Source organism: Rubrivivax gelatinosus (assembly GCF_004340905.1).
Lineage (GTDB): Bacteria > Pseudomonadota > Gammaproteobacteria > Burkholderiales > Burkholderiaceae_C > Rubrivivax > Rubrivivax gelatinosus.
Genome location: NZ_SLXD01000004.1, coordinates 171269 through 191361, shown reverse-complemented (window position 1 = coordinate 191361; position 20093 = coordinate 171269). Strand labels below are relative to the sequence as shown.

Genomic DNA, 20093 nt, shown 5'->3' with positions numbered 1-20093 from the left:
GGATGCCCGGGCGGGCCTGGCGCGTGCGGCCGGCCGCCGCGGCGGCGGCGGGCGAAGACGCGCCCATGCGCGCCGACCTGCTGACGGCCGACCAGATGGAGCAGCTCGGCCTGCAGCTGGCATCGGAGCACCGCGTCGGGGCCACGCCCGGACGCGACGAACTGCTGGCCCGCCTGGCCGACAACGAGGACGCGCTGGCAAGCACCTGCGCGCTCCTGGCCGGCCGCGCCGACGCCGCCCAGCGCGCGACGCCGGCCGGCGAGTGGCTGCTGGACAACTGGTACCTGATCGGCGAGGAGATCCTCACCGCGCGGCGCCACCTGCCGCCGGGCTACAGCCGCGAGCTGCCGCGCCTGCTCGACGGCCCGCAGCAGGGCAGGCCGCGCGTCTACGCGCTGTCGCTGCTGGCCGTCGCCCACACCGACGGGCGGCTGGACCGCGGCGTGCTGGTGCGCTTCGTCGCCTCGTACCAGACGCTGCAGCCGCTGCAGCTGGGCGAGCTGTGGGCGGTGCCGATCATGCTGCGGCTGGCGCTGATCGAGAACCTGCGCCGCGTCGCCGCCGGCGTCGCGCGCAGCCTGAACGAGCGCGAGATCGCCGGCCGCTGGGCCGACCGCATGACCGAGGTCGCCCGGCGCGAGCCGGGCGACCTGATCCTCGTCGTCGCCGACATGGCGCGCTCGAAGCCGCCGCTGACGCCGCCGTTCGTCGCCGAGCTGTCGCGCCGGCTGCAGGGCACCGGGCCGGCGCTGGCACTGGCGCTGAGCTGGGTCGAGCAGCGGCTGGCCGAGCACGGCGCCACCGTCGACACCCTGGTCCAGGCCGAGGCGCAGGGCCAGGCTGCGGCGCAGGTGGCCGTCAGCAACAGCATCGCCGGGCTGCGCCTGCTGGGCTCGACCGACTGGCGCGACTTCGTCGAGGCGCAGTCGGTCGTCGAGCGCACGCTGCACGCCGACCCGCCCGGCGTCTACCGCCGGATGGACTTCGCCACGCGCGACCGCTACCGCCATGCCGTCGAGCGCATCGCGCGCCACGCCCCGGCCAGCGAGCAGCAGGTGGCCGAGGCGGCGCTGCGCCTGGCGGGGGCGGCGGCGCAGCTGCCGCAGTCGCACGTCGGCTGGTGGCTGGTCGACGCCGGCCGCCCGGCGCTGGAACGCGCGGTGGCGATGCGCACGCCGTGGGCGGAACGCGCCCGGCACGCGCTCGCCCGCCACCCGCTGGCGGCGTACGGCGGCGGCGTCGCGACGGTGAGCCTGGCGGCCGCAGCCGCGGTGCTGGCCGCCGCGACCCAGGCCTTCGCGGTCGCGCCCGCCGGCGCGGCCTGGACCGCGGCGACGGTGCTGGCGCTGCTGCTGGCGGCCAGCCAGTTCGCGGTGACGGTGGTCAACGCGGTCGCGATGCGCGGCGCGGCACCGGACGCGCTGCCGCGGCTGGACTACACCGACGGCATACCGCCGGCCGACCGCACCCTGGTGGTGGTCCCGACGCTGCTGGGCGACACGGCCGGCGCCGACGCGCTGCTCGAAGCGCTGGAGGTGCGCCACCTCGCCAACCGCGACCCGCAGCTGCTGTTCGCGCTGCTGACCGACTTCGTCGACGCGGCCCAGGAGCGGCTGCCCGGCGACGAGGCGCTGCTGGCGCACACGCGGCGCGGCATCGAGGCGCTGAACCTGCGCCACCCCGGCGCACCCTTCCTGCTGCTGCACCGGCCGCGATGCTGGAACCCACGCGAAGGCGCGTGGATCGGCCGCGAACGCAAACGCGGCAAGCTCGCCGACCTGAACCAGCTGCTGCGCGGCGGCGCCGCGGACAGCTTCTCGCTCGTCGTCGGCGATGCCGGGAAGCTGCCCGGCGTGCGTTACGTCGTCACGCTGGACACCGACACGCAGCTGCCGCGCGACGCCGCGCGCCAGTTCGTCGCGACGATGGCGCACCCGCTGAACCGGCCGCGGCTCGGCGGCCGCCCCGGCGCCCAGCGCGTCGTCGCCGGCCACGGCATCCTGCAGCCGCGCGTCGGCACGACGCTGGTCGGCGCCGGGCAGACGCGCTACGGCCGGCTGTTCGGCGGCGAGCCCGGCATCGACCCCTACACCGGCGCGGTCAGCGACGTCTACCAGGACCTGTTCGGCGAAGGCTCGTTCATCGGCAAGGGCATCTACGACGTCGACGCGGTCGAGGCCGTGCTCGCCGGCCGGCTGCCCGACAACCGCGTGCTCAGCCACGACCTGCTCGAAGGCGGCTACGCGCGCAGCGGGCTGCTGAGCGACGTCGAGCTGTCGGAGGCGCCGCCCGCGCGCTACGACGTCGACGCCCGGCGCCGGCACCGCTGGATCCGCGGCGACTGGCAGATCGCCGCCTGGGCGCTGCCGTGGGTGCCGGTGCCCGACACCCGGGCCGGCCGCGCCGGGCGCACGCGGCGCGCGGCGAACCCGCTGTCGATGCTCTCGCGCGCCAAGATCGCCGACAACCTGCGCCGCAGCCTGGTCGCGCCGGCGCTGCTCGCGCTGCTGCTGCTCGGCTGGCTGCTGCTGCCGCTGCCGGCGCTGTGGACGGCGGCGGTGGCGGCCGTGCTGGTCGCGCCGACGGTGCTCGGCCTGCTGGGCGACCTGCTGCGCCGGCCGGGGCCGGCGGGGCTGCGCGCACAGGCCGGCACCGCCGCGGAATCGGCCTGGCGCCACCTGCAGCAGGCGGCGTTGACGCTGGTGGTGCTGCCGCACGAGGCGCACTACAGCCTCGACGCCGTGGCGCGCACGCTGTGGCGGCTGCACGTCTCGCGGCGGCGGCTGCTCGAGTGGCAGCCGTCGTCGGAGCTCGGCCGCACGCGGGCCGCCGGCGCGCTGCCGGCCCTGGCGCAGACGGCGCTGCGGCTGGCCGCGGGCCCGCTGCTGGCGGTGCTCGTGCATCAGGCCCTCGCCGTCTGGCGGCCCGAGGTGCTGCCGCTGGCGACGCCGCTGCTGCTGGCCTGGCTGCTCTCGCCGTTCGTCGTCTGGTGGATCGACCAGCCGCTGCCGCGGCGCGTCGCCGCGCTCGACGACGCCGAGCGCCGCGAGCTGCGGCTGCTGGCGCGCCGGACCTGGGCGTTCTTCGAGACCTACGTCGGGCCGGCCGACCATCACCTGCCGCCGGACAACGTCCAGCTGCAGCCGGTGGCCCGGCTGGCGCACCGCACCTCGCCGACGAACATCGGCCTGTCGCTGCTGGCGACGCTGGCGGCGCACGACTTCGGCTGGCTCGGCGGCGCCGAGCTGCTCGAGCGCACCGCGGCGACGCTGGACACGCTGGACCGGATGGAGCGCCACCGCGGCCACTGGCTGAACTGGTACGACACCGAGACGCTGCAGCCGCTGCGCCCGGCCTACGTCTCGACCGTCGACAGCGGCAACCTCGCCGGCCACCTGCTGACGCTGCGCGCCGGGCTGCTGGAGCTGGCGGCCGCGCCGCCGCAGCCGCGGCGGCTGCTGCTCGGGCTGGCCGACCCGCTGCGGCTGCTGCAGCAGGCCGCCGACGACACGCCGCAGCAGGCGCAGGTCGAGCGTTTTGCGGCGCGGTGGGCCGCGGCGGTGGCGCAGGCCGCGCAGGGCCAGGCGCTGCGCGAGCCGCTGGCCGAGCTGGCCGCCATGGCGCGGGCGCTGGCCGACGCTTCGCCGCCGGACGCGGCCGACGACGCGCTGCTGGACGTCTGGTCGCCGCCCGACGAGGCCGAGCGCTGGGCGCGCGCGCTGCAGCGCCAGTGCACCGCGGCACTGGAGGAGATCGACGCGCCCGCCAGCGACTGGAGCGGCGACGCGCGGCAGCTGGCCGACCGTGTCGAGGCGATGGCGGCGATGGACTTCCGCTTCCTCTACGACGCCGAGCGCGACCTGCTGACGATCGGCTTCAACGTCGACGACGGCCGCCGCGACGCCGGCTACTACGACCTGCTGGCCTCGGAGGCGCGGCTGGGCGCCTTCGTCGCGATCGCACTCGGCGAGCTGCCGCAGCGCGCCTGGTTCGCGCTCGGGCGGCAGGTGTCGCGGCTGGGCGGGCGCGGCGTGCTGCTGTCGTGGAGCGGGTCGATGTTCGAGTACCTGATGCCGATGCTGGTGATGCCGAACTACGACGACACGCTGCTCGGCCAGACGATGCTCGGCGCGGTCGAGCGCCAGATCCGCCACGGCCGCCAGCGCGGCGTGCCCTGGGGGATCTCCGAGTCGGGCTACAACGCCACCGACGCCCGGCTGAACTACCAGTACCGCGCGTTCGGCGTGCCCGGGCTCGGGCTGAGGCGCGGGCTGGGTGCGGACCTCGTCGTCGCGCCGTACGCGAGCGTGATGGCGGTGATGGTCGACCCGCGCGCGGCGCTGCAGAACATCCGGCACCTGGCCACGGAAGGGCTGGCCGGCGTGTTCGGGCTGCACGAGGCGGTGGACTACACGCCGTCGCGGCTGCCGCCCGGCGAGCGCCGCGCCGTCGTGCGCTCGTACATGGCGCACCACCAGGGCATGTCGCTGCTGGCGCTGGCCCACGCGCTGCTGGACCAGCCGATGCAGCGGCGCTTCGCGTCCGACCCGGCGCTGCAGGCGACGCTGCTGCTGCTGCAGGAGCGCGTGCCGCGCGCCGGGCCGGTGGTGCCGCCGGTGGCCGAGCCGCCCGAATCCCGCGCCGGCGAGCCCGAGGAGCAGCTGCCGGCGCGCGTCTTCACCAGCGCGCAGACGCCGCACCCCGAGGTGCAGCTGCTGTCCAACGGCCGCTACCACGTGATGCTGACCCACGCCGGCGGCGGCTACAGCCGCTGGAACGGCACCGCGCTGACGCGCTGGCGCGAGGACGGCACGACCGACGCCTGGGGCAGCTTCTGCTACCTGCGCGACACCGAGACCGGCATCGTCTGGTCGGCGACGCCGCAGCCGACACGCTGGACGCCGGAGAGCTTCGAGGCGGTGTTCAGCGAGGGCCGGGCCGAGTTCCGCCGCCGTGACCAGGGCATCGACGTGCACACCGAGATCGTCGTCTCGCCGGAGGACGACTTCGAGCTGCGCCGCATGCGCCTGTCCAACCGCAGCCGCGGCCGGCGCTCGATCGAGCTGACGACCTTCAGCGAGGTCGCGCTGGCCCCGGCGGCGGCCGACGCCGCGCACCCGGCGTTCGGCAAGCTGTTCGTGCAGACCGAGCTGCTCGAGCAGCCGCCGGCCATCGTCTGCACGCGCCGGCCCCGCTCGGCCGAGGAACGCCCGCCGTCGATGTTCCACCTCGTGACGGTGCACGGCGCGGGCCACGGCGAGGTCTCGCACGAGACCGACCGCGCGCGCTTCATCGGCCGCGGCCGCAGCCTGCAGGCCCCGGCCGCGCTGCAGGCCCACGGCCCGCTGTCGGGCACCGCCGGCGCGGTGCTCGACCCGGTCGTGGCGACGCGCCGCGTCGTCACGCTGGAGCCCGGGCAGACCACGGTCGTCGACATCGTCTACGGCGCCGCCGACAGCCGCGACGCCTGCGTCGCGCTGGCCCGCAAGGCGACCGACCGGCGCCTGGCCGACCGCGTGTTCGAGCTGGCGTGGACCCACAGCCAGGTGCTGCTGCGGCAGATCAACACCAGCGAGGCCTCGGCGCAGACCTACGCCCGGCTGGCCAACGCGGTGGTGTTCTCGCAGCCGAGCTGGCGGCCCGAAGGCGCGACGCTGCTGCAGAACCGCCGCGGCCAGTCGGGGCTGTGGGGCTACGCGATCTCCGGCGACCTGCCGATCGTGCTGCTGCAGATCGGCGACGCCGCGAACATGGATCTCGTGCGCCGGCTCGTCCAGGCCCACGCCTGGTGGCGGATGAAGGGGCTGGCCGTCGACCTCGTCATCTGGAACGAGGAGCGCGACGTCTACCGCCAGCAGCTGCAGGAGCAGATCGTCGGCCTGATCGCCAGCAGCGTCGAGTCGCCGGTCGTCGACCGTCCGGGCGGCATCTTCGTGCGCCATGCCGAGCAGATCGCCGTCGAGGACCGCGTGCTGCTGCAGGCGGTCGCGCGGGCGGTGATCAGCGACCGCCGCGGTTCGCTGGAGCAGCAGCTGGAGGATCCCCGCCCGCGGGCGCTGCCGCCGGCGCTGCCGGTGGCGCCACGCGCCGCCGACGCGCCGTCGCCGGCGGCCCTGGCGGGCGAACTCGCCGCGGCCCGCACCGGGCTCGTGCGGTTCAACGGCAGCGGCGGCTTCTCGGCGGACGGGCGCGAGTACGTCGTCGTCACCTGCGGCCTGCAGCGGCCGCCGGCGCCGTGGGTCAACGTGATCGCCAACCCGCGCTTCGGCACCGTCGTCTCGGAGACCGGCAGCGCCTACACCTGGTGCGAGAACGCCCACGAGCTGCGGCTCACGCCGTGGCACAACGACCCGGTCACCGACCCGTGCGGCGAGGCGTTCTACCTGCGCGACGAGGAGAGCGGCCAGGTCTGGTCGCCGCTGTGCGAGCCGGCACCGGCGCTCGGCGGCGAGCCTCCCGGCGCCCCGCCCTACCGCGCACGCCATGGCTTCGGCTACAGCGCGTTCGAGCACCGGCGCAGCGCGGTCCACAGCACGCTGACGGTCTTCGTCGCGCCGGACGAGGCGCTGAAGTTCTCGCGCATCGTGCTGCGCAACGAGGGCCGCCGCACGCGCCGGCTGTCGGTCACCTGCTACGTCGAGTGGGTGCTGGGCGACCAGCGCGAGAAGACCGCGCCGCACGTGGCGACCGAGATCTCGGCCGAGCACGGCGCGCTGTACGCGCGCAACCGCTACGGCAGCGACTTCGGCGACTGGGTCGGCTTTCTCGACGTCGACCCGGCCGAACGCGTCGGCGGCTCGGTCACCGGCGACCGCGCCGAGTTCATCGGCCGCAACCAGTCGCTGCGGCGCCCGGAGGCCCTGCGCCGGACGACGCTGTCGGGACGCTGCGGCGCCGGGCTCGACCCCTGCGGCGCGATCCAGGTGCGCGTGGACCTCGCGCCGGGGCAGACGCGGGAGGTGGTGTTCCGGCTCGGGATGGGCCGCAGCACCGACGAGGCCGACCGGCTGGTGCTCGCCAACCGCGGCAACGCGCGCGCCGCCGCGGTGCTGGAGGCCGTGCGCGCGCAGTGGGGCGAACTGCTCGGCACGGTGCAGCTGCACACGCCGTCACCGACGCTGGACCTGCTGGCCAACGGCTGGCTGCTGTACCAGACGGTGGCCTGCCGGCTGTGGGCGCGCAGCGGCTTCTACCAGTCCGGCGGCGCCTACGGCTTTCGCGACCAGCTGCAGGACGCGATGGCCACGGTGCACGCGCGGCCCGAACTGCTGCGCGAGCAGCTGCTGCGCTGCGCCGGCCGCCAGTTCGCCGAGGGTGACGTGCAGCACTGGTGGCACCCGCCGGCCGGCCGCGGCGTGCGCACGCGGATCTCCGACGACTACCTGTGGCTGCCGCTGGCGCTGGCGCGCTACGTCGGCGCGACGCACGACAGCGGCGTGCTGGAGGAGGAGGTCGGCTTTCTCGACGCGCCGCCGGTGCTGCCGCCGGACGAGTCGCGCTACGACCTGCCCGGGCGCGCAGCGGGCGTCGCCAGCGTCTACGAGCACGCGCGGCGCGCCGTCGAACACGGGTTGTCCTTCGGCGAACACGGGCTGCCCTTGATGGGCGTGGGCGACTGGAACGACGGCATGAACCGCGTCGGCGAACACGGCCGCGGCGAGAGCGTCTGGCTCGGCTTCTTCCTCTGCGAGGTGCTGCGCGCCTTCGCGCCGCTGGCACGGCGGCGGGGCGACGCGGACTTCGCCGCGCGCTGCGAGGCCGAGCGTGACGCGCTCGCGGCAAGACTCGAGGAGGCCGGCTGGGACGGCGGCTGGTACCGCCGCGCCTACTTCGACGACGGCACGCCGCTGGGCACGCACGAGGGCGTGGAGTGCCGCATCGACTCGATCTCGCAGAGCTGGGCGGTGCTCTCGGGCGTCGCCGGCCCGGCGCGTGCGCACCAGGCGATGGAGGCCGTGCAGACGCACCTGGTGCGCGCGGACGCCGGCCTGGTCCAGCTGCTGGACCCGCCGTTCGACCGGCGCGGGCCGAACCCGGGCTACATCGCCGGCTACCTGCCCGGCGTGCGCGAGAACGGCGGCCAGTACACCCACGGCGCGGTCTGGGTGGCGATGGCCTGGGCGGCGCTGGGCGAGGCCGAGCGCGCCTGGGCCATCGTCGACCTCGTCAACCCGCTGCACCACACCGGCGACGCCGGCCAGGTGGCGGTCTACAAGGTCGAGCCCTACGTGATGGCGGCCGACGTCTACAGCATCGCGCCGCACGGCGGCCGCGGCGGCTGGACCTGGTACACCGGGTCGGCCGGCTGGATGTACCGGCTGGTGCTCGAGTCGCTGCTCGGGCTGACGCTGCAGGTCGACGAGCGCGGCGCGCGGCTGGACCTGCGCCCGTGCATCCCGGCGTCATGGCCCGGCTTCACGGTGGACTACCGCCGCCACGAGACGCGCTACCGGATCGAGGTGACGCGAGGCCGCCAGCCCGGGCTGACGCTCGACGGGCAGGCGCTGGAAGGCGCGTCCCTGCCGCTGGCCGACGACGGCCTGGGGCATGAGGTGGTGCTGACGCTGGCCGCCTGAACCGGGGAGACGCCGCGCCCGGCGGCGGCCGGGGGCGCGGCCTGGCGCACAGAGCGGCGCGGCACCGGGCCTGATGCTGCGCAGGCCTCGGATCGAAGTGCGTGGCGCGCCACCGCCCTTCAGGTGGCGGGCACGTCGGGCAGCAGGCGGTCGTACTCGCACTTCACCACGCGGTAGCACTCGCAGGTGCGGGCCTCGAGACCGGCCCGGTCGAGCAGCGTGATGCGGCCGCGCGCGTAGCGGATCAGGCCGGCCGCCTGCAGCCGGCCCGCCGCCTCGGTCACACCTTCGCGCCGGACGCCGAGCATGTTGCCGATCAGCTCCTGCGTCATCACCAGCTCGTCGCTCGGCAGGCGGTCGCGGCTGAGCAGCAGCCAGCGGCACAGCTGCTGGTCCAGCGAGTGGTGGCGGTTGCAGACCGCGGTCTGCGCCATCTGCGTGATCAGGGCCTGCGTGTATCGCAGCAGCAGGTGCATGACGGGGCCGGCCCGCTGGAACTCCTCCAGCATCGCCGGCGCCGGCAGGCGAAAGCCCTGCCCGGCGCTCTGGACCACCGTCCGGCTCGGCGTGCTGCCGCCGCCCATGAAGAGCGTGACGCCGACCAGGCCCTCGCGGCCGATGACGGCGATCTCGGCCGAGGCCCCGTCGGCCAGCACGTACAGCATCGACACGATGGCCGAGGTGGGGAAGTACACGTAGGCCGACGCCACTCCCGGCTCGTGAAGCACCTTGCCCAACGGCAGGTCCACGCTCTCCAGAAGCGGCCGCCAGCGCTGCCATTCGGCATCCGGCAGGGAAGCCAGCAGGCGGTTGGTGCGGGGATCGTGGGGAAAGGGCATGAGGGTGTTGAGCGGCGGGCCGACGGTACCCCGAACGTCGCCAGCCGTACAGCTGAGGACGCCACCGCCGCAGACCGTCGCCGTGCTCAGGTGCAAGGCGGTCTGCGCGCGGCCCGCCACGGCGAACGGGCTCACCGCGGCAGGCAGCGACGCGGCGTCGCCTCGTCGGCCAGCCCGCGGACGCTCGTGCCGAAGGCGATGCGGCCGTCGGCGGCCACCGGCGTCGGGCCGGTGCTCGAGAGCGCCTCCCGGCAGTGGCGGGGCGCCTGCGCACCTTCGTCCGTCCGGGCCTGGGCGACGATCCGCGGCGCGCTCGCCCGCACGCGGCCAAACAGCGTCGCGAACGCCACATCGGCCGCATCGCGGCCGGTGCCCAGCCGCACGAATCCCATCGGCACGCCGGTGCCCGACGGATCGAACAGGTACCAGCGGTCGCCGAGGTAGACCTCGGCGTAGGCGTGGAAGTCATGCGGCCCGAGCGCGGGGTCGGCGCCGAAGTCGGTGCCCGACACCACGCGCGCGGGCATGTTCAGCGCGCGGCACAGCGCGATCATCAGGTGGGCGAAGTCGCGGCACACGCCGACGCGTTCGATCAGGGTGTCGACCGCCGAGGTCGTCGAGTCGCTCGAGTTGGCGACGAAGCGCACCTGCTTCTGCACCCAGTGCTGCACGGCGAGCACACGGCTGTAGCCGGGCACCAGGCCGCCGAACTCGTGCGCCGCGAGCGCGAGCAGGCGGTCGGACTGGCAGTAGCGGCTGGGATACAGGTAGGGCATCACCTCCAGCGGCAGGTCGCGCACCGGCACTTCCTGCAGGGCGTCGGGCTCGGCGAGGTGGTGGCGGATCTCGACCACGGCCTCGTAGTTCACACGCAACTCGCCCGGACCCGCGTGCAGACGCACGAAACGCGACGCGGTGGCCGGATCGGTGGCCTGCGCAGGCGTGATCGCCTGGCTCAGCCGCAGGCGCTCGTGGTCGACGACCTGGCACGGCGTCTGCGCCGCCTGGATGTTGAAGACGAAGTCGGCGCCGCCGGCGCCCTCCACCTCGTAGCAGAGCTCGACGGCCAGATCGATGCGGATCACGCCGGCGTGAGCGTCCAGCGGCCGCGCCTGAAGCGGCGCAGGACCGGGCCCGCGGGCGGCAGGGCCATCGGCGGTGGCTGCACGGGAAGCGCCTGGGCCGGGCGCGAATGCGACGGCGAATGCGACGGCGACCCCGCGGGCTGTGTGCCGGCACGGACGTCGCTCTTGGCGGGGCGGGGGGCAACCATGTCGATCTCCAGAGGCTCGCGACCACCGCGACCGCCGCGGCCTTCCGGACCTGCACCCGCAAGCCTGGGGGCCGTGCCCCGCCGCGTCGGTGCGCTGGCGCACACAGCGCCGCGGCGCCCGCTCAGGCGGGCCGGGCTTCGTCGCGGTCGTCGGTCAGAACGAGCAGGTAGCCTGACGACTGCGGATCGGCCGCGAGCTGGCCGATGACGGCAAGCGCGTCTGCGCTGCGGGAGCGCAGCACCAGCGGGCAGGCCGCCCGCCGCACGCCGGCGTCGACGCGCGCGGCCGCCGCCCTCAGGCTGCGCGCGGACTCGCCATCGAGCCAGACCTCGGGCGCAAGGGCCAGGGCCTCGCCGGGGGCGGCGCCGAGCAGGCGCGCCGCGGTCAGGTTCAGGTCGCTCACGAGCAACCCGGCGTCGAGCACCAGGCAGCCCGCCGGCAGGTGGTCATGGCGATCGGCCTGCCGGCTCAGCGCCTCCTCCAGTTCGGTGCGCGCGTCGCGCAGCTCCTGCGCCTGCAGCTCGAGCTCCACCTGGTAGACCTGCAACTCATGCAGCAGCGCCAATGCCTGTTCCGCCGTACCCGGTGACGAGGCCATCGAATGCAGCACGTCCAGCGCCTCGGCCGCGCCGCCGTAGGCACCCTGACCGCCGGCACCGCCCCGCAGGCGAACGGCCGCCCGTCGGCGCAACTCGGCCAGCCGCAGGATGTCCGCCGCGCTGGGGGGGCGTTCGTTCAGGTCGGGCATTCTCACCTCGGGCGACACGTGGCGGTGCCACCCACTCTACGCCTGACGCAAGCGGGCCTCGAGTTCCTTGGCAATGGTGATGTCCACAAAGGTGATCACCACCCCCTGAATCACGTTGCTCAGGGTGCGGTACGGCATGATGCGCACGGTGAACCAGCGGCCGTCGCGGGTGGCGATCTGCTTCTCGCTGAAGGCCAGCGTGCGCAGCGTCTCCTTCACGTCCGCGTGCAGCTCCGGGTACAGCAGCGTGCTGGCCAGCTCGCTCAAGGGGCGGCCGATGTCGCTCTCGCGCAGGTGGATGACACGCGCGATCTGCTCGGTGTAGCGGCGCACGTTGCCGTCGTTGTCCAGGAACAGCGTGGCGATGTCGGTGCTGTTGAGCAGGTTCTGCATGTCGCTTTGCGCCAGCGCCAGGTCGTCGAGCTTGGACTGCAGCTCGCCGTTGATCGTCTGCAGCTCCTCGATCATCGACTGCGCCTCCTCCTTGGAGGTCATCAGCTCCTCGTTGGCGGCCTGCAGTTCCTCGTTGGTCGACTGCAGCTCCTCGTTGGCCGCCTGCAGCTCCTCCTGCGACACGCGCATCGCGTGGCGCAGCGACTGCATCTCCTGGCGCGAGCGCAGCAGCTCCTCGGCCACCGCCGGGTCCGGCGTCTCGGAGGGCCTGGCCCGCCGCCGCCGGCGCGGCGCGGCGGCCGGCACGTCGCGAAAGACGATCATCGCCAGGCCCTCGAGCGCCTTGGGCCGCAGCACGGGCTGCACCGTGACGTCCACCAGCGCCGCGGCCTCTTCGTCCAGCGGCAGACCACGCAGCTCCAGCGTGGTCTTCGCCTGAAGGGCCTGGCGCAGCGCCACGCCCAGCTCGGTGCGCAGCGAGGGCTGCGCCATCACGTGCACGTTCCAGTTGGCCTTGCCCGCGGCCGGCTCCAGATAGCGCCCGGTGCGCCCGCTGATGTAGAGGATGTCGCCGGCCTCGTTGACCAGCACCGCGGGCGGCGCGAAGGTCTGCAGCAGCAGCTGGTCGGCCAGCGGCTGGAGGTTGGCCGGCGAGGCGTCGGTTGGCGGCAGGGTCGTCTCCCAGGGGGTGGCTCGGGCCGCCGGCCGCCGCGCGGTCGGGAAGACCACCGGGCCGGGGCTGGCGCCATTGTCGCCGCGGCGGTACAGCCGGGACTTGGGCTCCAGCGGCCGGAACAGCGCCGGCACGCGGCCCACGGTCTCCGAGCTGCCCAGCAGCAGCACGCCGCCGGGGCGCATGGCGAAGTGCAGCAGCGGGATCAGCCGCTTCTGCAGCGCGGCGTCGAAGTAGATCAGCAGGTTGCGGCAGGACACGAGGTCCAGGCGCGTGAACGGCGGGTCCTGCGTCAGGTCGTGCTGGGCGAACAGCACGCGGTCGCGCAGGCGCTGGTCGACGCGGTAGCCGCCGCCGGGGCGTTCGGCGAAGAAGCGCGCCAGCCGCTGCGGCCCGAGGTCGCGCGCGACGGCCGCGGGGTAGCAGCCGGCACGCGCCGCGGCGATGGCGTCGGCGTTGAGGTCGGTGGCGAAGACCTGCAACTCGCAGCGCGAGGCCGGCGGCAGCGCCTCGACGACCTCGGTGAAGGCCATCGCCAGCGTGTAGGCCTCCTCGCCCGTCGAGCAGCCCGCGACCCAGGCGCGCAGCGGGCCGCCCAGCGCCGCCTGCCGGGCGATCAGCTCGGGCAGCACGCGCTGCTGCAGCACCTGCCAGACCTCCGGGTCGCGGAAGAAGGCGGTGACGCCGATCAGCAGCTCCTTGAACAGCAGGTCCAGCTCCTGGCCGTTGGCGCGCAGGAACTCGGCGTAGGCCGACATCGAGACCAGGCCGTGCACGGCGACGCGCCGGGCCACGCGCCGCATCAGCGTGTTCGGCTTGTACTGCGTCAGGTCGTGCCGGGTGTGCTCGCGCAGCAGCGCGAGGATGCGGCGCAGCGCCGCGTCGTCCGCGAGGGGCCCGGCCCCGGGGGTCGCCGGGCCCGCGGCGGCGACGATGCGCCCGGGCATCTCGGCCGGCAGGGCGACGATGTCCACGCCGCCGGCGGCGATCGCGCTCTTGGGCATGGCGTCGAAAGCGGCCGACTCCGGCGACTGCGCCAGCGTCAGCCCGCCCTGGGCCTGGATCGCCTGCAGGCCCTGCGCACCGTCGGAGCCCATGCCCGAGAGCACGACGCCGACGGCGCGTTCGCCGTAGGACCGCGCCAGCGAGCGCAACAGCGCGTCGATCGGCCAGCGGTGGCCGCGCGGCTCGGCCGGCCGGACGACGCGCAGCGCGCCGGCCTGCACGGTCAGCTCGGCATCGGGCGGGATGACGTAGACCGTGTCGGCCTCGATGCGCTGGGCGTCGAAGGCCGGCAGCACGGGCATCGCGCAGGCGCGCTGCAGCAGCTCGTGCAGCAGCGTCTCGCGCGTCGGGTCCAGGTGCTGCACGACGAGGTAGGCCAGGCCGCTGTCCGCGGGCACCGCGGCCAGGAACTGCTCCAGCGGCTCCAGACCGCCGGCCGAAGCGCCCAGGCCGACGACCTCGAGGGTCTGCGCAGGCTCGCTGGGGGAAGGCGGGGGGGCGTCGGACATGGTTCCAGTATGAGCGCAGCCGGGAGGACGGATCTCCCAGTGTGCGGCGGCGCACAGATGCCGCGCGCGCCGCAGACGACGATGCGGGTCTTCCCTGCCCCTGCGTCTGCCACGCGACGAAAGCCTGCCATGCATCCCCGTTCGACAACCTTTCGCCGCGCAGCGCAACGTTGCACTGCGACCCGGATGCGGCCCTCGAGGCTCGATCCCTGCGCCTCGGCGGGTCCGCAGGAGACCCGCCCGGACGGCTGCTGGCTCTACGACCCGCGGGCCGAGCGTTTCTTCTTCGTGGACCCTGCGTTCCGACAGCGCTGGGTCCTGCGCGGGCAGGTGCCCCGTGCGCCGCCACAGCGCTGGCTGGGCCGCGCTCGTGCCGACGACCGCACGCTGCTGCGGGCCGCGTTGCGCGACCTGGCCCATGGCGCCCCCTGCACGATCGAGTACCGGGGCGTCGACGCCCAGGGCAGCAGTCGCTGGATCGCCGAAGACACGCGCCTGGGCGGCCGGGCTGCCGGCAACCTGCCGGGGTCGCACGGGATCTCGGGCGACATCGCCGGATGCCGGCGCGCGCTGCGGGAACTGCAGGACGCGGACCGCCGCAAGGACGAGTTCCTGGCCGTCCTCGTGCACGAGCTGCGCACGCCGCTGCAGTGCCTGCGTGCGGCCAGCGCAGCCCTGGCGGGGAACCTGGCGGAGCCGGCCAGGGTCATCGAGCGCCAGGTGCAGCATCTGGCGCGCCTCGTCGACGACCTCGGCGAGTCCACCCGCCTGACCCACCGCAAGGCGCATCTGAGACTGCAGACGGTCGGGCTGCACAGCCTGCTGCAGGACGCCATCGAGGATCTGCGCGCCGAGGTCGAGGCTCGCCAGCTGACCCTCAAGCTCGTTGCGCCGCCGACGGAATGCTGGGTGCGTGGCGACCCGGCGCGCCTGGCGCAGGTGTTCAACAACCTTCTGCACAACGCCGCCAAGTTCAGTGCCGCGGACGGCCGCGTGGTCGTGAAGGTCGAGCCGGCCGAGGACGCCCAGGAGGTCACGGTGTCGGTGTGCGACGAGGGCGTGGGCATCGCCCACGAGGCCCTGGCCACGGTGTTCGACCTGTTCGCCCAGGACGGCAGCGCGACGGCACGCGTTCGCGACGGCCTGGGCATCGGCCTGTCGGTGGTGCGCGGCCTGGTCGAACTGCACGGCGGCCACGTCGTCGCGCACAGCGACGGCCCGGGAGCCGGCAGCCGCTTCGACGTGACGCTCCCGCTCACGCTGGCGCCGGAGGCGACGCGGGCGCGACGCATCCTCGTCGTCGAGGACAACGCCGACATGGCCGCCGGGCTGCAGCAACTGCTGCAGCTGGACGGCCACGCGGTGGCGGTCGCCTTCGACGGCCGCAGCGCGCTGCGGCAGTCGGCACGCTGGCAGCCGGACACCGTGATCCTGGACCTCGAGCTGCCCGATCTCGACGGCCGCGAGGTGGCGCGCAGCATCCGAGGCGACGCGGCGAGGCCGTGCCCGCGCCTGATCGCGTTGTCGGGGTCCTGCGAGGTCGACCGCGGGGCGATGCGGGCGGCTGGTTTCGATCACTGCCTGAGCAAGCCTGCAGGCCTGGCCGAACTGACGGCCGCGATCAGCGCGTAGCGGATGCCCGCGGCCCGGCTGGACAGCGCCGTGCGGCGCCGGCCGGCACCAACAGACGCGGCCGGTGGCGAGGAGGATCAGCCACCCCAGACGATCGCCTCGCCCTCCTGTTGCGCCGCCTTCATCATCTCGAGCAGGGGCCATGCGCGCTGGCGCAGCGACACGGCATCGTCGTCCGCCGGCGCGGCGGCCGGGGCCGCCTCGTCCTGCACGATCGCGGCCTCGATGCTCCGGCGGGCGGCCGCCATGGCTTCGGGCTTCAGGATGCCCTGGGGAGCCGGCGCGACACCCATCGCGCCCAGCAGGCGATCAACGTCTGCCGGCAGCATCGCGACGTCACCCCGGACCTTGCAGCGGAAACGAACCAGCATCGCAGCATCCTCCTGGGCGCCAGCGTGGGCAGCTCAGCCGGTGCTGTCTGTACGCTGGCGAACACACCTGGCGCCATGAGCATGCAGGCCTGATGCGGCATCGGACGCTTGCGCGGTACTGCGGCTGGGCGGCTGGGCTGGGGCCTGGGCACCCTGAGGCGAAGGAGCGGACCTTTGCGGCCCCGCTTCTGGACACTTTGGGCACACCCCAAACGAAAACGCCACCCGAAGGTGGCGCAAGTCGTTGATTTTCTTGGAAATCTTGGTGGGCGGTGCAGGGTTCGAACCTGCGACCCCTGCCGTGTGAAGGCCGGTTTGCCAGCCCTTTTGGGGCATCTCCGGACCACTTCTTCATAGGTGAGAGGCACCAAGAGGAACCAAAATTTGCCATCAGGTTTTGGACACTTTTTGGACACCACCATGCCCAGCAAGATCGACACCGTTCGCGGCCGGGACAGTCTGAAGCCGCGACACACCGCGTACTGGCACCGGGTCCGCAAGGGCTGCTACGTGGGCTACCGCAAGGTCTCGGCGACGGGGGCAGGCGCCTGGCTGGCACGCTTCCGGGACGAGGAACACGGCAAGCAGGCCGTCCACAGCCTCGGTGCCCTCGACGACACGCTGCCGGCGGCCCGGTTCGACGCGGCCTGCGCGGCGGCCGAGAAGTGGTTTGCGCACCGCGGCGCCGGCGCCAGCGCGAAGACCGTGACCGTCACCGATGCCTGCGACGACTACGTCAAGCACCTGAAGGCGACCCGGCGACCTGATTCCGCCGACGACGCGATGGCGAGATTCAAGCGCTGGATCTATCCGGACAAGAAGCTGGCCGAGACCGACCTCATGAAGCTCTCGTCGAGGGCGCTCTCCGCTTGGCGGGCCCGGCTGGCCGAGACGCCCGTTCGCCGCCCTTCGGGGGCAACGCCCAAGGAACCGAAGCCCCGGTCGCTCAGCGCGCTGAATCGCGACATGAGCAGCCTGCGCGCGGCGCTGAACCTGGCGCGGCTGCACGGACACGTGGCGACCGACCAGGCCTGGCGCGTGGCGCTGCGGCCGGCGAGGAACGCAGACGGGCGCCGTGACGTGTACCTCGACGCGGCGCAGCGCAAGGCACTGATCGCCAAGGCGCCCGCGGACCTGGCGGCGCTTCTGCACGCGCTTGCCGTGCTGCCGCTGCGTCCGGGTGCCGTGGCAGCGCTGACGGCTGGCGCCTTCGATGTTCGCCTCGGAACGTTGACCATCGGCAAGGACAAGGCGGGACGCGACCGCAAGATCGCCCTCCCCGAGGCCACCGCGAGCTTCTTCGCGGAGCAGGCAAAGGGCAAGCAGCCGGACGATCCCCTCGTGTCGCGTGCCGACGGCAGTGCGTGGAACAAGGACGCCTGGAAGAAGCCGTTGAAGCAGGCAGCGGCCGATGCCCAGCTGCCCGCCGGAACGGTCGCCTACGCGCTGCGCCATTCGGCCATCACCGACCTGATCGCGCTGCACCGGCTCGACACGATGACCGTCGCGCAGCTCGCCGGCACGAGCCTGCTGATGATCGAACGCAACTACGGGCACCTGCTCCGGGAGCATGCGAAGACAGCGTTGGGCCACCTGGCGCTCTGAACGCCAGATGGCTGTCACGCAGGAATTTCGCCGGAATCCAGCAACCGACCTCGTCCGCCGGCCTCCTAGAGTGGCTTCATCCGTGCCACGAAGGAGCAAACCATGCGCCGAGACTCCAAGATCCCCAACAGCGCCGCCGCGACCGAACCCGCCTTCATGAGGATGGCTTCGGTGGTGAGGTTCACCGGACTCGGTCGGACGACGATCTACAGAATGGTGGACGAGCAGTGCTTTCCGCAGCCTGTCCGCCTGGGCCCGCGCGCCATCGCCTGGCGACGGGCAGACCTGGAGCGCTGGAGCAACGAGCGCCCCAGCGTGAACGGCTGACGCTGCTGCGCGGCCGCACGCGTCGTTCGTGAGCGTCCAGCCGCACCATCTGTCCCCGCCCCTATAGGCGCGTGACGATGGTGCCCACCAATTCCGACAGGTCGGCGCCCATGCAACCCATTTACTCGCGGCGCGTGCACTGCGCCGAGTTCAAGTCCCAGGCGAACCGACCAGTAATCCGGGCATCAGTTCCGCGCGCCGTCAGTCACGACAAAACCAGATGTAAGCAGTTGCTGCGAACGGTCACTGGCGACATCGATCCTTGGAGTATTGCCTGTTGGGTCGTAGAGGTCGAAAGTGGCCACCGCTCCCGCCTCATCTCGATTGGCGGCAACGATTCGCATCAGAATTCCATCGCGATTGAAGACAAACACCGCTCTGTTCTGCGCCAGCCTGTCGGCCACTTGGTCGGGCGTCAGCCGCTGCGTTGAAGCGGGGGCGTTCAACTCCCTCAGCAACTTCATCGTGTCGTCTCGGGTCATCGCCGAGCCGGCGTCGATATACCTCTTTTCATTGAGCATCTCAACGATGCGGTCGAACGGCTTCTCGGACCCCTTCGGGAAAAGCGTATACAGCGTTGCTGCCGTTCGTGCGCCTGCCTGCAGTGCCCGAGGAAGCGCCTCGATCTCAGTGGGCGTTGGGCCTCGGGAGCGTAGTTCCTCCGCAGTCAATGCTGCCTGTTGAAGGGCCGACTGGCGCATTGAGATGTGCGTGTCGGTGGAGCTTGACTTGGGCGCGGCGCTCGACGGGGTGCGCCTCTGATCCTCGCCGACGAGTGTCGAAGGCTGCGAAACCGCACTGAGCCTCGCTTCCGTTGGGGCGCCGGACGCGATGTACCCGACAACGCAAACTCCTACAGCAAAGCCCACCCACATCAATCCATACGCGATGCGTGTACGCGTGCGAGGATTCTTGCCGGTTGGCGTGGCGCCCCCAGAGCTGCCTGGTGCTGCCGCTGCATGGCGCGTACTAGAGGTTCCCTGGGTAGGCGAACTCGCGCCAAACGGACCCACATGGGCTCGAGGTTGAATTGGTGGAGTTCCTTCCTCTGCGGAAGTCCGGCCAGCACCAGCAAGCGCGGACGCTATCGGCGACTGGCGGGCACTACCTCCGCTCGCGCTGTTGGCGGCGGGCAGGGTGCTGACACCGGACGTCAGCTCAGACGGCCATCCGCCCTCAGGCCCTCGTCTGCGCACCGCTTGCGCTGCCTCCTGGCGTGCAGCCGCGTCTGCGCCTTGTTGACGCTGCTGGTCCAGGCGATCGAAGTGGTCGCGTTTAACCTGGTCCTTCTTGTCGTAGCTGGCTTTGATGTCTCGGTCGCGTTGGTCGTAGTGGGCCTTCTCGTCCCGCCGACGCTTCTCTGCCGCCGCATCTGCGGCGCGGCGCGCCTCGTCCTGCTTGCGCCTGTCGTCGGCCAATCGTTCTGCTGCGCGACTTTCATCTGCTCGGCGTTGATCATCACGGCGCTGCTGCTCACGGCGCTCTTCGTCGCGGCGCTGGGCCTCGCGCCGCTGATCGTCAAGACGCTTCTGGTCTTGCCTGCGCTGCTCGTCAAGACGTCGCTGGTCGTCAAGCCGTCGTTGATCGTCGTACATCTGTTGGGCGCCACACGGAGTGCAGCGGTGCTGCTGAAAAGGGTTCATTTTTGCCTACCGCACTCACGAGCCGGCGGATCACCACGCCGGCTCCCACCTCACACCGTGAACCCTTGCGTGAGCTTCGTCAGAACTCCCAACAGGAGCGGAACGGCGGCGATCTTGGCGAGCCAGACTGTGGTCATCCGGTAGCGCTGGTTGAACAAGACGGCCCGCAGGAGACGCCGGGCCGCCAGCACGCAGAGTGCCGCCACGATGAGACCGGACGAACGGCCGCCGGCACCGGCCATTCCGACGACTGCCACCATCGCTGCAATCGGCCAAGCCAGCGCGTCGGCGGCCGAGATCCAGCGGCGGCCTGGCCAGACATGCAGATCGGGTCGGGGGCCGCGCACGAAGAAGAACCACATGGCATCGCTCCGTTCTGAACGACGCGTCGGCGCCGCCGACGAACAGTCTGCGGCACCACCCGGCAAGGCGACGCGCTGGATTCCGACGTAAATCCAGCGTCGCGGGCGATAGGAAGCACCTCGCCGTCACCAAGCT

General features: G+C 72.9%; 11 protein-coding genes. 4 read left to right on the top strand and 7 right to left on the bottom strand.

Annotation, left to right across the window (positions count from 1 at the left end):
• The first annotated feature begins 65 nt into the window (after window positions 1-65).
• On the top strand, window positions 66-8576 hold the full coding sequence (locus EV684_RS08145) for a GH36-type glycosyl hydrolase domain-containing protein (RefSeq protein ID WP_242478521.1): 8511 nt from the start codon (window positions 66-68) through the stop codon (window positions 8574-8576).
• A gap of 119 nt (window positions 8577-8695) precedes the next feature.
• Here the strand turns inward: EV684_RS08145 and EV684_RS08140 are convergent, their stop codons facing one another.
• The 4 genes from EV684_RS08140 to EV684_RS08125 form a co-directional block, all read right to left on the bottom strand.
• The gene (locus EV684_RS08140) at window positions 8696-9415 is read right to left on the bottom strand and encodes a Crp/Fnr family transcriptional regulator (protein ID WP_200222340.1); all 720 of its coding nucleotides are present in this window, start codon (window positions 9413-9415) and stop codon (window positions 8696-8698) included.
• A gap of 131 nt (window positions 9416-9546) precedes the next feature.
• Window positions 9547-10500 (bottom strand): transglutaminase-like domain-containing protein, encoded by a 954-nt coding sequence (locus tag EV684_RS08135; RefSeq protein WP_132646006.1) that lies wholly within the window; start codon window positions 10498-10500, stop codon window positions 9547-9549.
• A 310-nt stretch (window positions 10501-10810) separates the two neighbouring features.
• The gene (locus tag EV684_RS08130) at window positions 10811-11437 is read right to left on the bottom strand and encodes a hypothetical protein (protein ID WP_132646004.1); all 627 of its coding nucleotides are present in this window, start codon (window positions 11435-11437) and stop codon (window positions 10811-10813) included.
• Between the two features lie 36 nt (window positions 11438-11473).
• Window positions 11474-14017, bottom strand: coding sequence for a chemotaxis protein CheB (locus EV684_RS08125; protein ID WP_132646002.1), 2544 nt, complete (start codon window positions 14015-14017; stop codon window positions 11474-11476).
• 186 nt (window positions 14018-14203) lie between these two features.
• Here EV684_RS08125 and EV684_RS08120 point away from each other — a divergent pair, with 186 nt between their 5' ends.
• Entirely contained in the window at window positions 14204-15649 is a 1446-nt protein-coding gene (locus EV684_RS08120; RefSeq protein ID WP_165908429.1) for a hybrid sensor histidine kinase/response regulator, read from the top strand.
• 77 nt (window positions 15650-15726) lie between these two features.
• Here the strand turns inward: EV684_RS08120 and EV684_RS08115 are convergent, their stop codons facing one another.
• On the bottom strand, window positions 15727-16020 hold the full coding sequence (locus EV684_RS08115; RefSeq protein ID WP_132645998.1) for a DUF1840 family protein: 294 nt from the start codon (window positions 16018-16020) through the stop codon (window positions 15727-15729).
• A 420-nt stretch (window positions 16021-16440) separates the two neighbouring features.
• Between EV684_RS08115 and EV684_RS08105 the strand changes: the two genes are divergently transcribed.
• Together EV684_RS08105 and EV684_RS08100 are read left to right on the top strand one after the other, a co-directional pair.
• Window positions 16441-17625, top strand: coding sequence for a tyrosine-type recombinase/integrase (locus EV684_RS08105; RefSeq protein WP_132645994.1), 1185 nt, complete (start codon window positions 16441-16443; stop codon window positions 17623-17625).
• A gap of 102 nt (window positions 17626-17727) precedes the next feature.
• Entirely contained in the window at window positions 17728-17952 is a 225-nt protein-coding gene (locus EV684_RS08100; protein ID WP_132645992.1) for a helix-turn-helix transcriptional regulator, read from the top strand.
• A 185-nt stretch (window positions 17953-18137) separates the two neighbouring features.
• Here the strand turns inward: EV684_RS08100 and EV684_RS08095 are convergent, their stop codons facing one another.
• The gene (locus EV684_RS08095; RefSeq protein WP_132645990.1) at window positions 18138-19547 is read right to left on the bottom strand and encodes a hypothetical protein; all 1410 of its coding nucleotides are present in this window, start codon (window positions 19545-19547) and stop codon (window positions 18138-18140) included.
• Between the two features lie 98 nt (window positions 19548-19645).
• Window positions 19646-19957, bottom strand: a complete 312-nt coding sequence (locus tag EV684_RS08090; protein WP_132645988.1) for a hypothetical protein — start codon at window positions 19955-19957, stop codon at window positions 19646-19648.
• Window positions 19958-20093 lie beyond the last annotated feature (136 nt).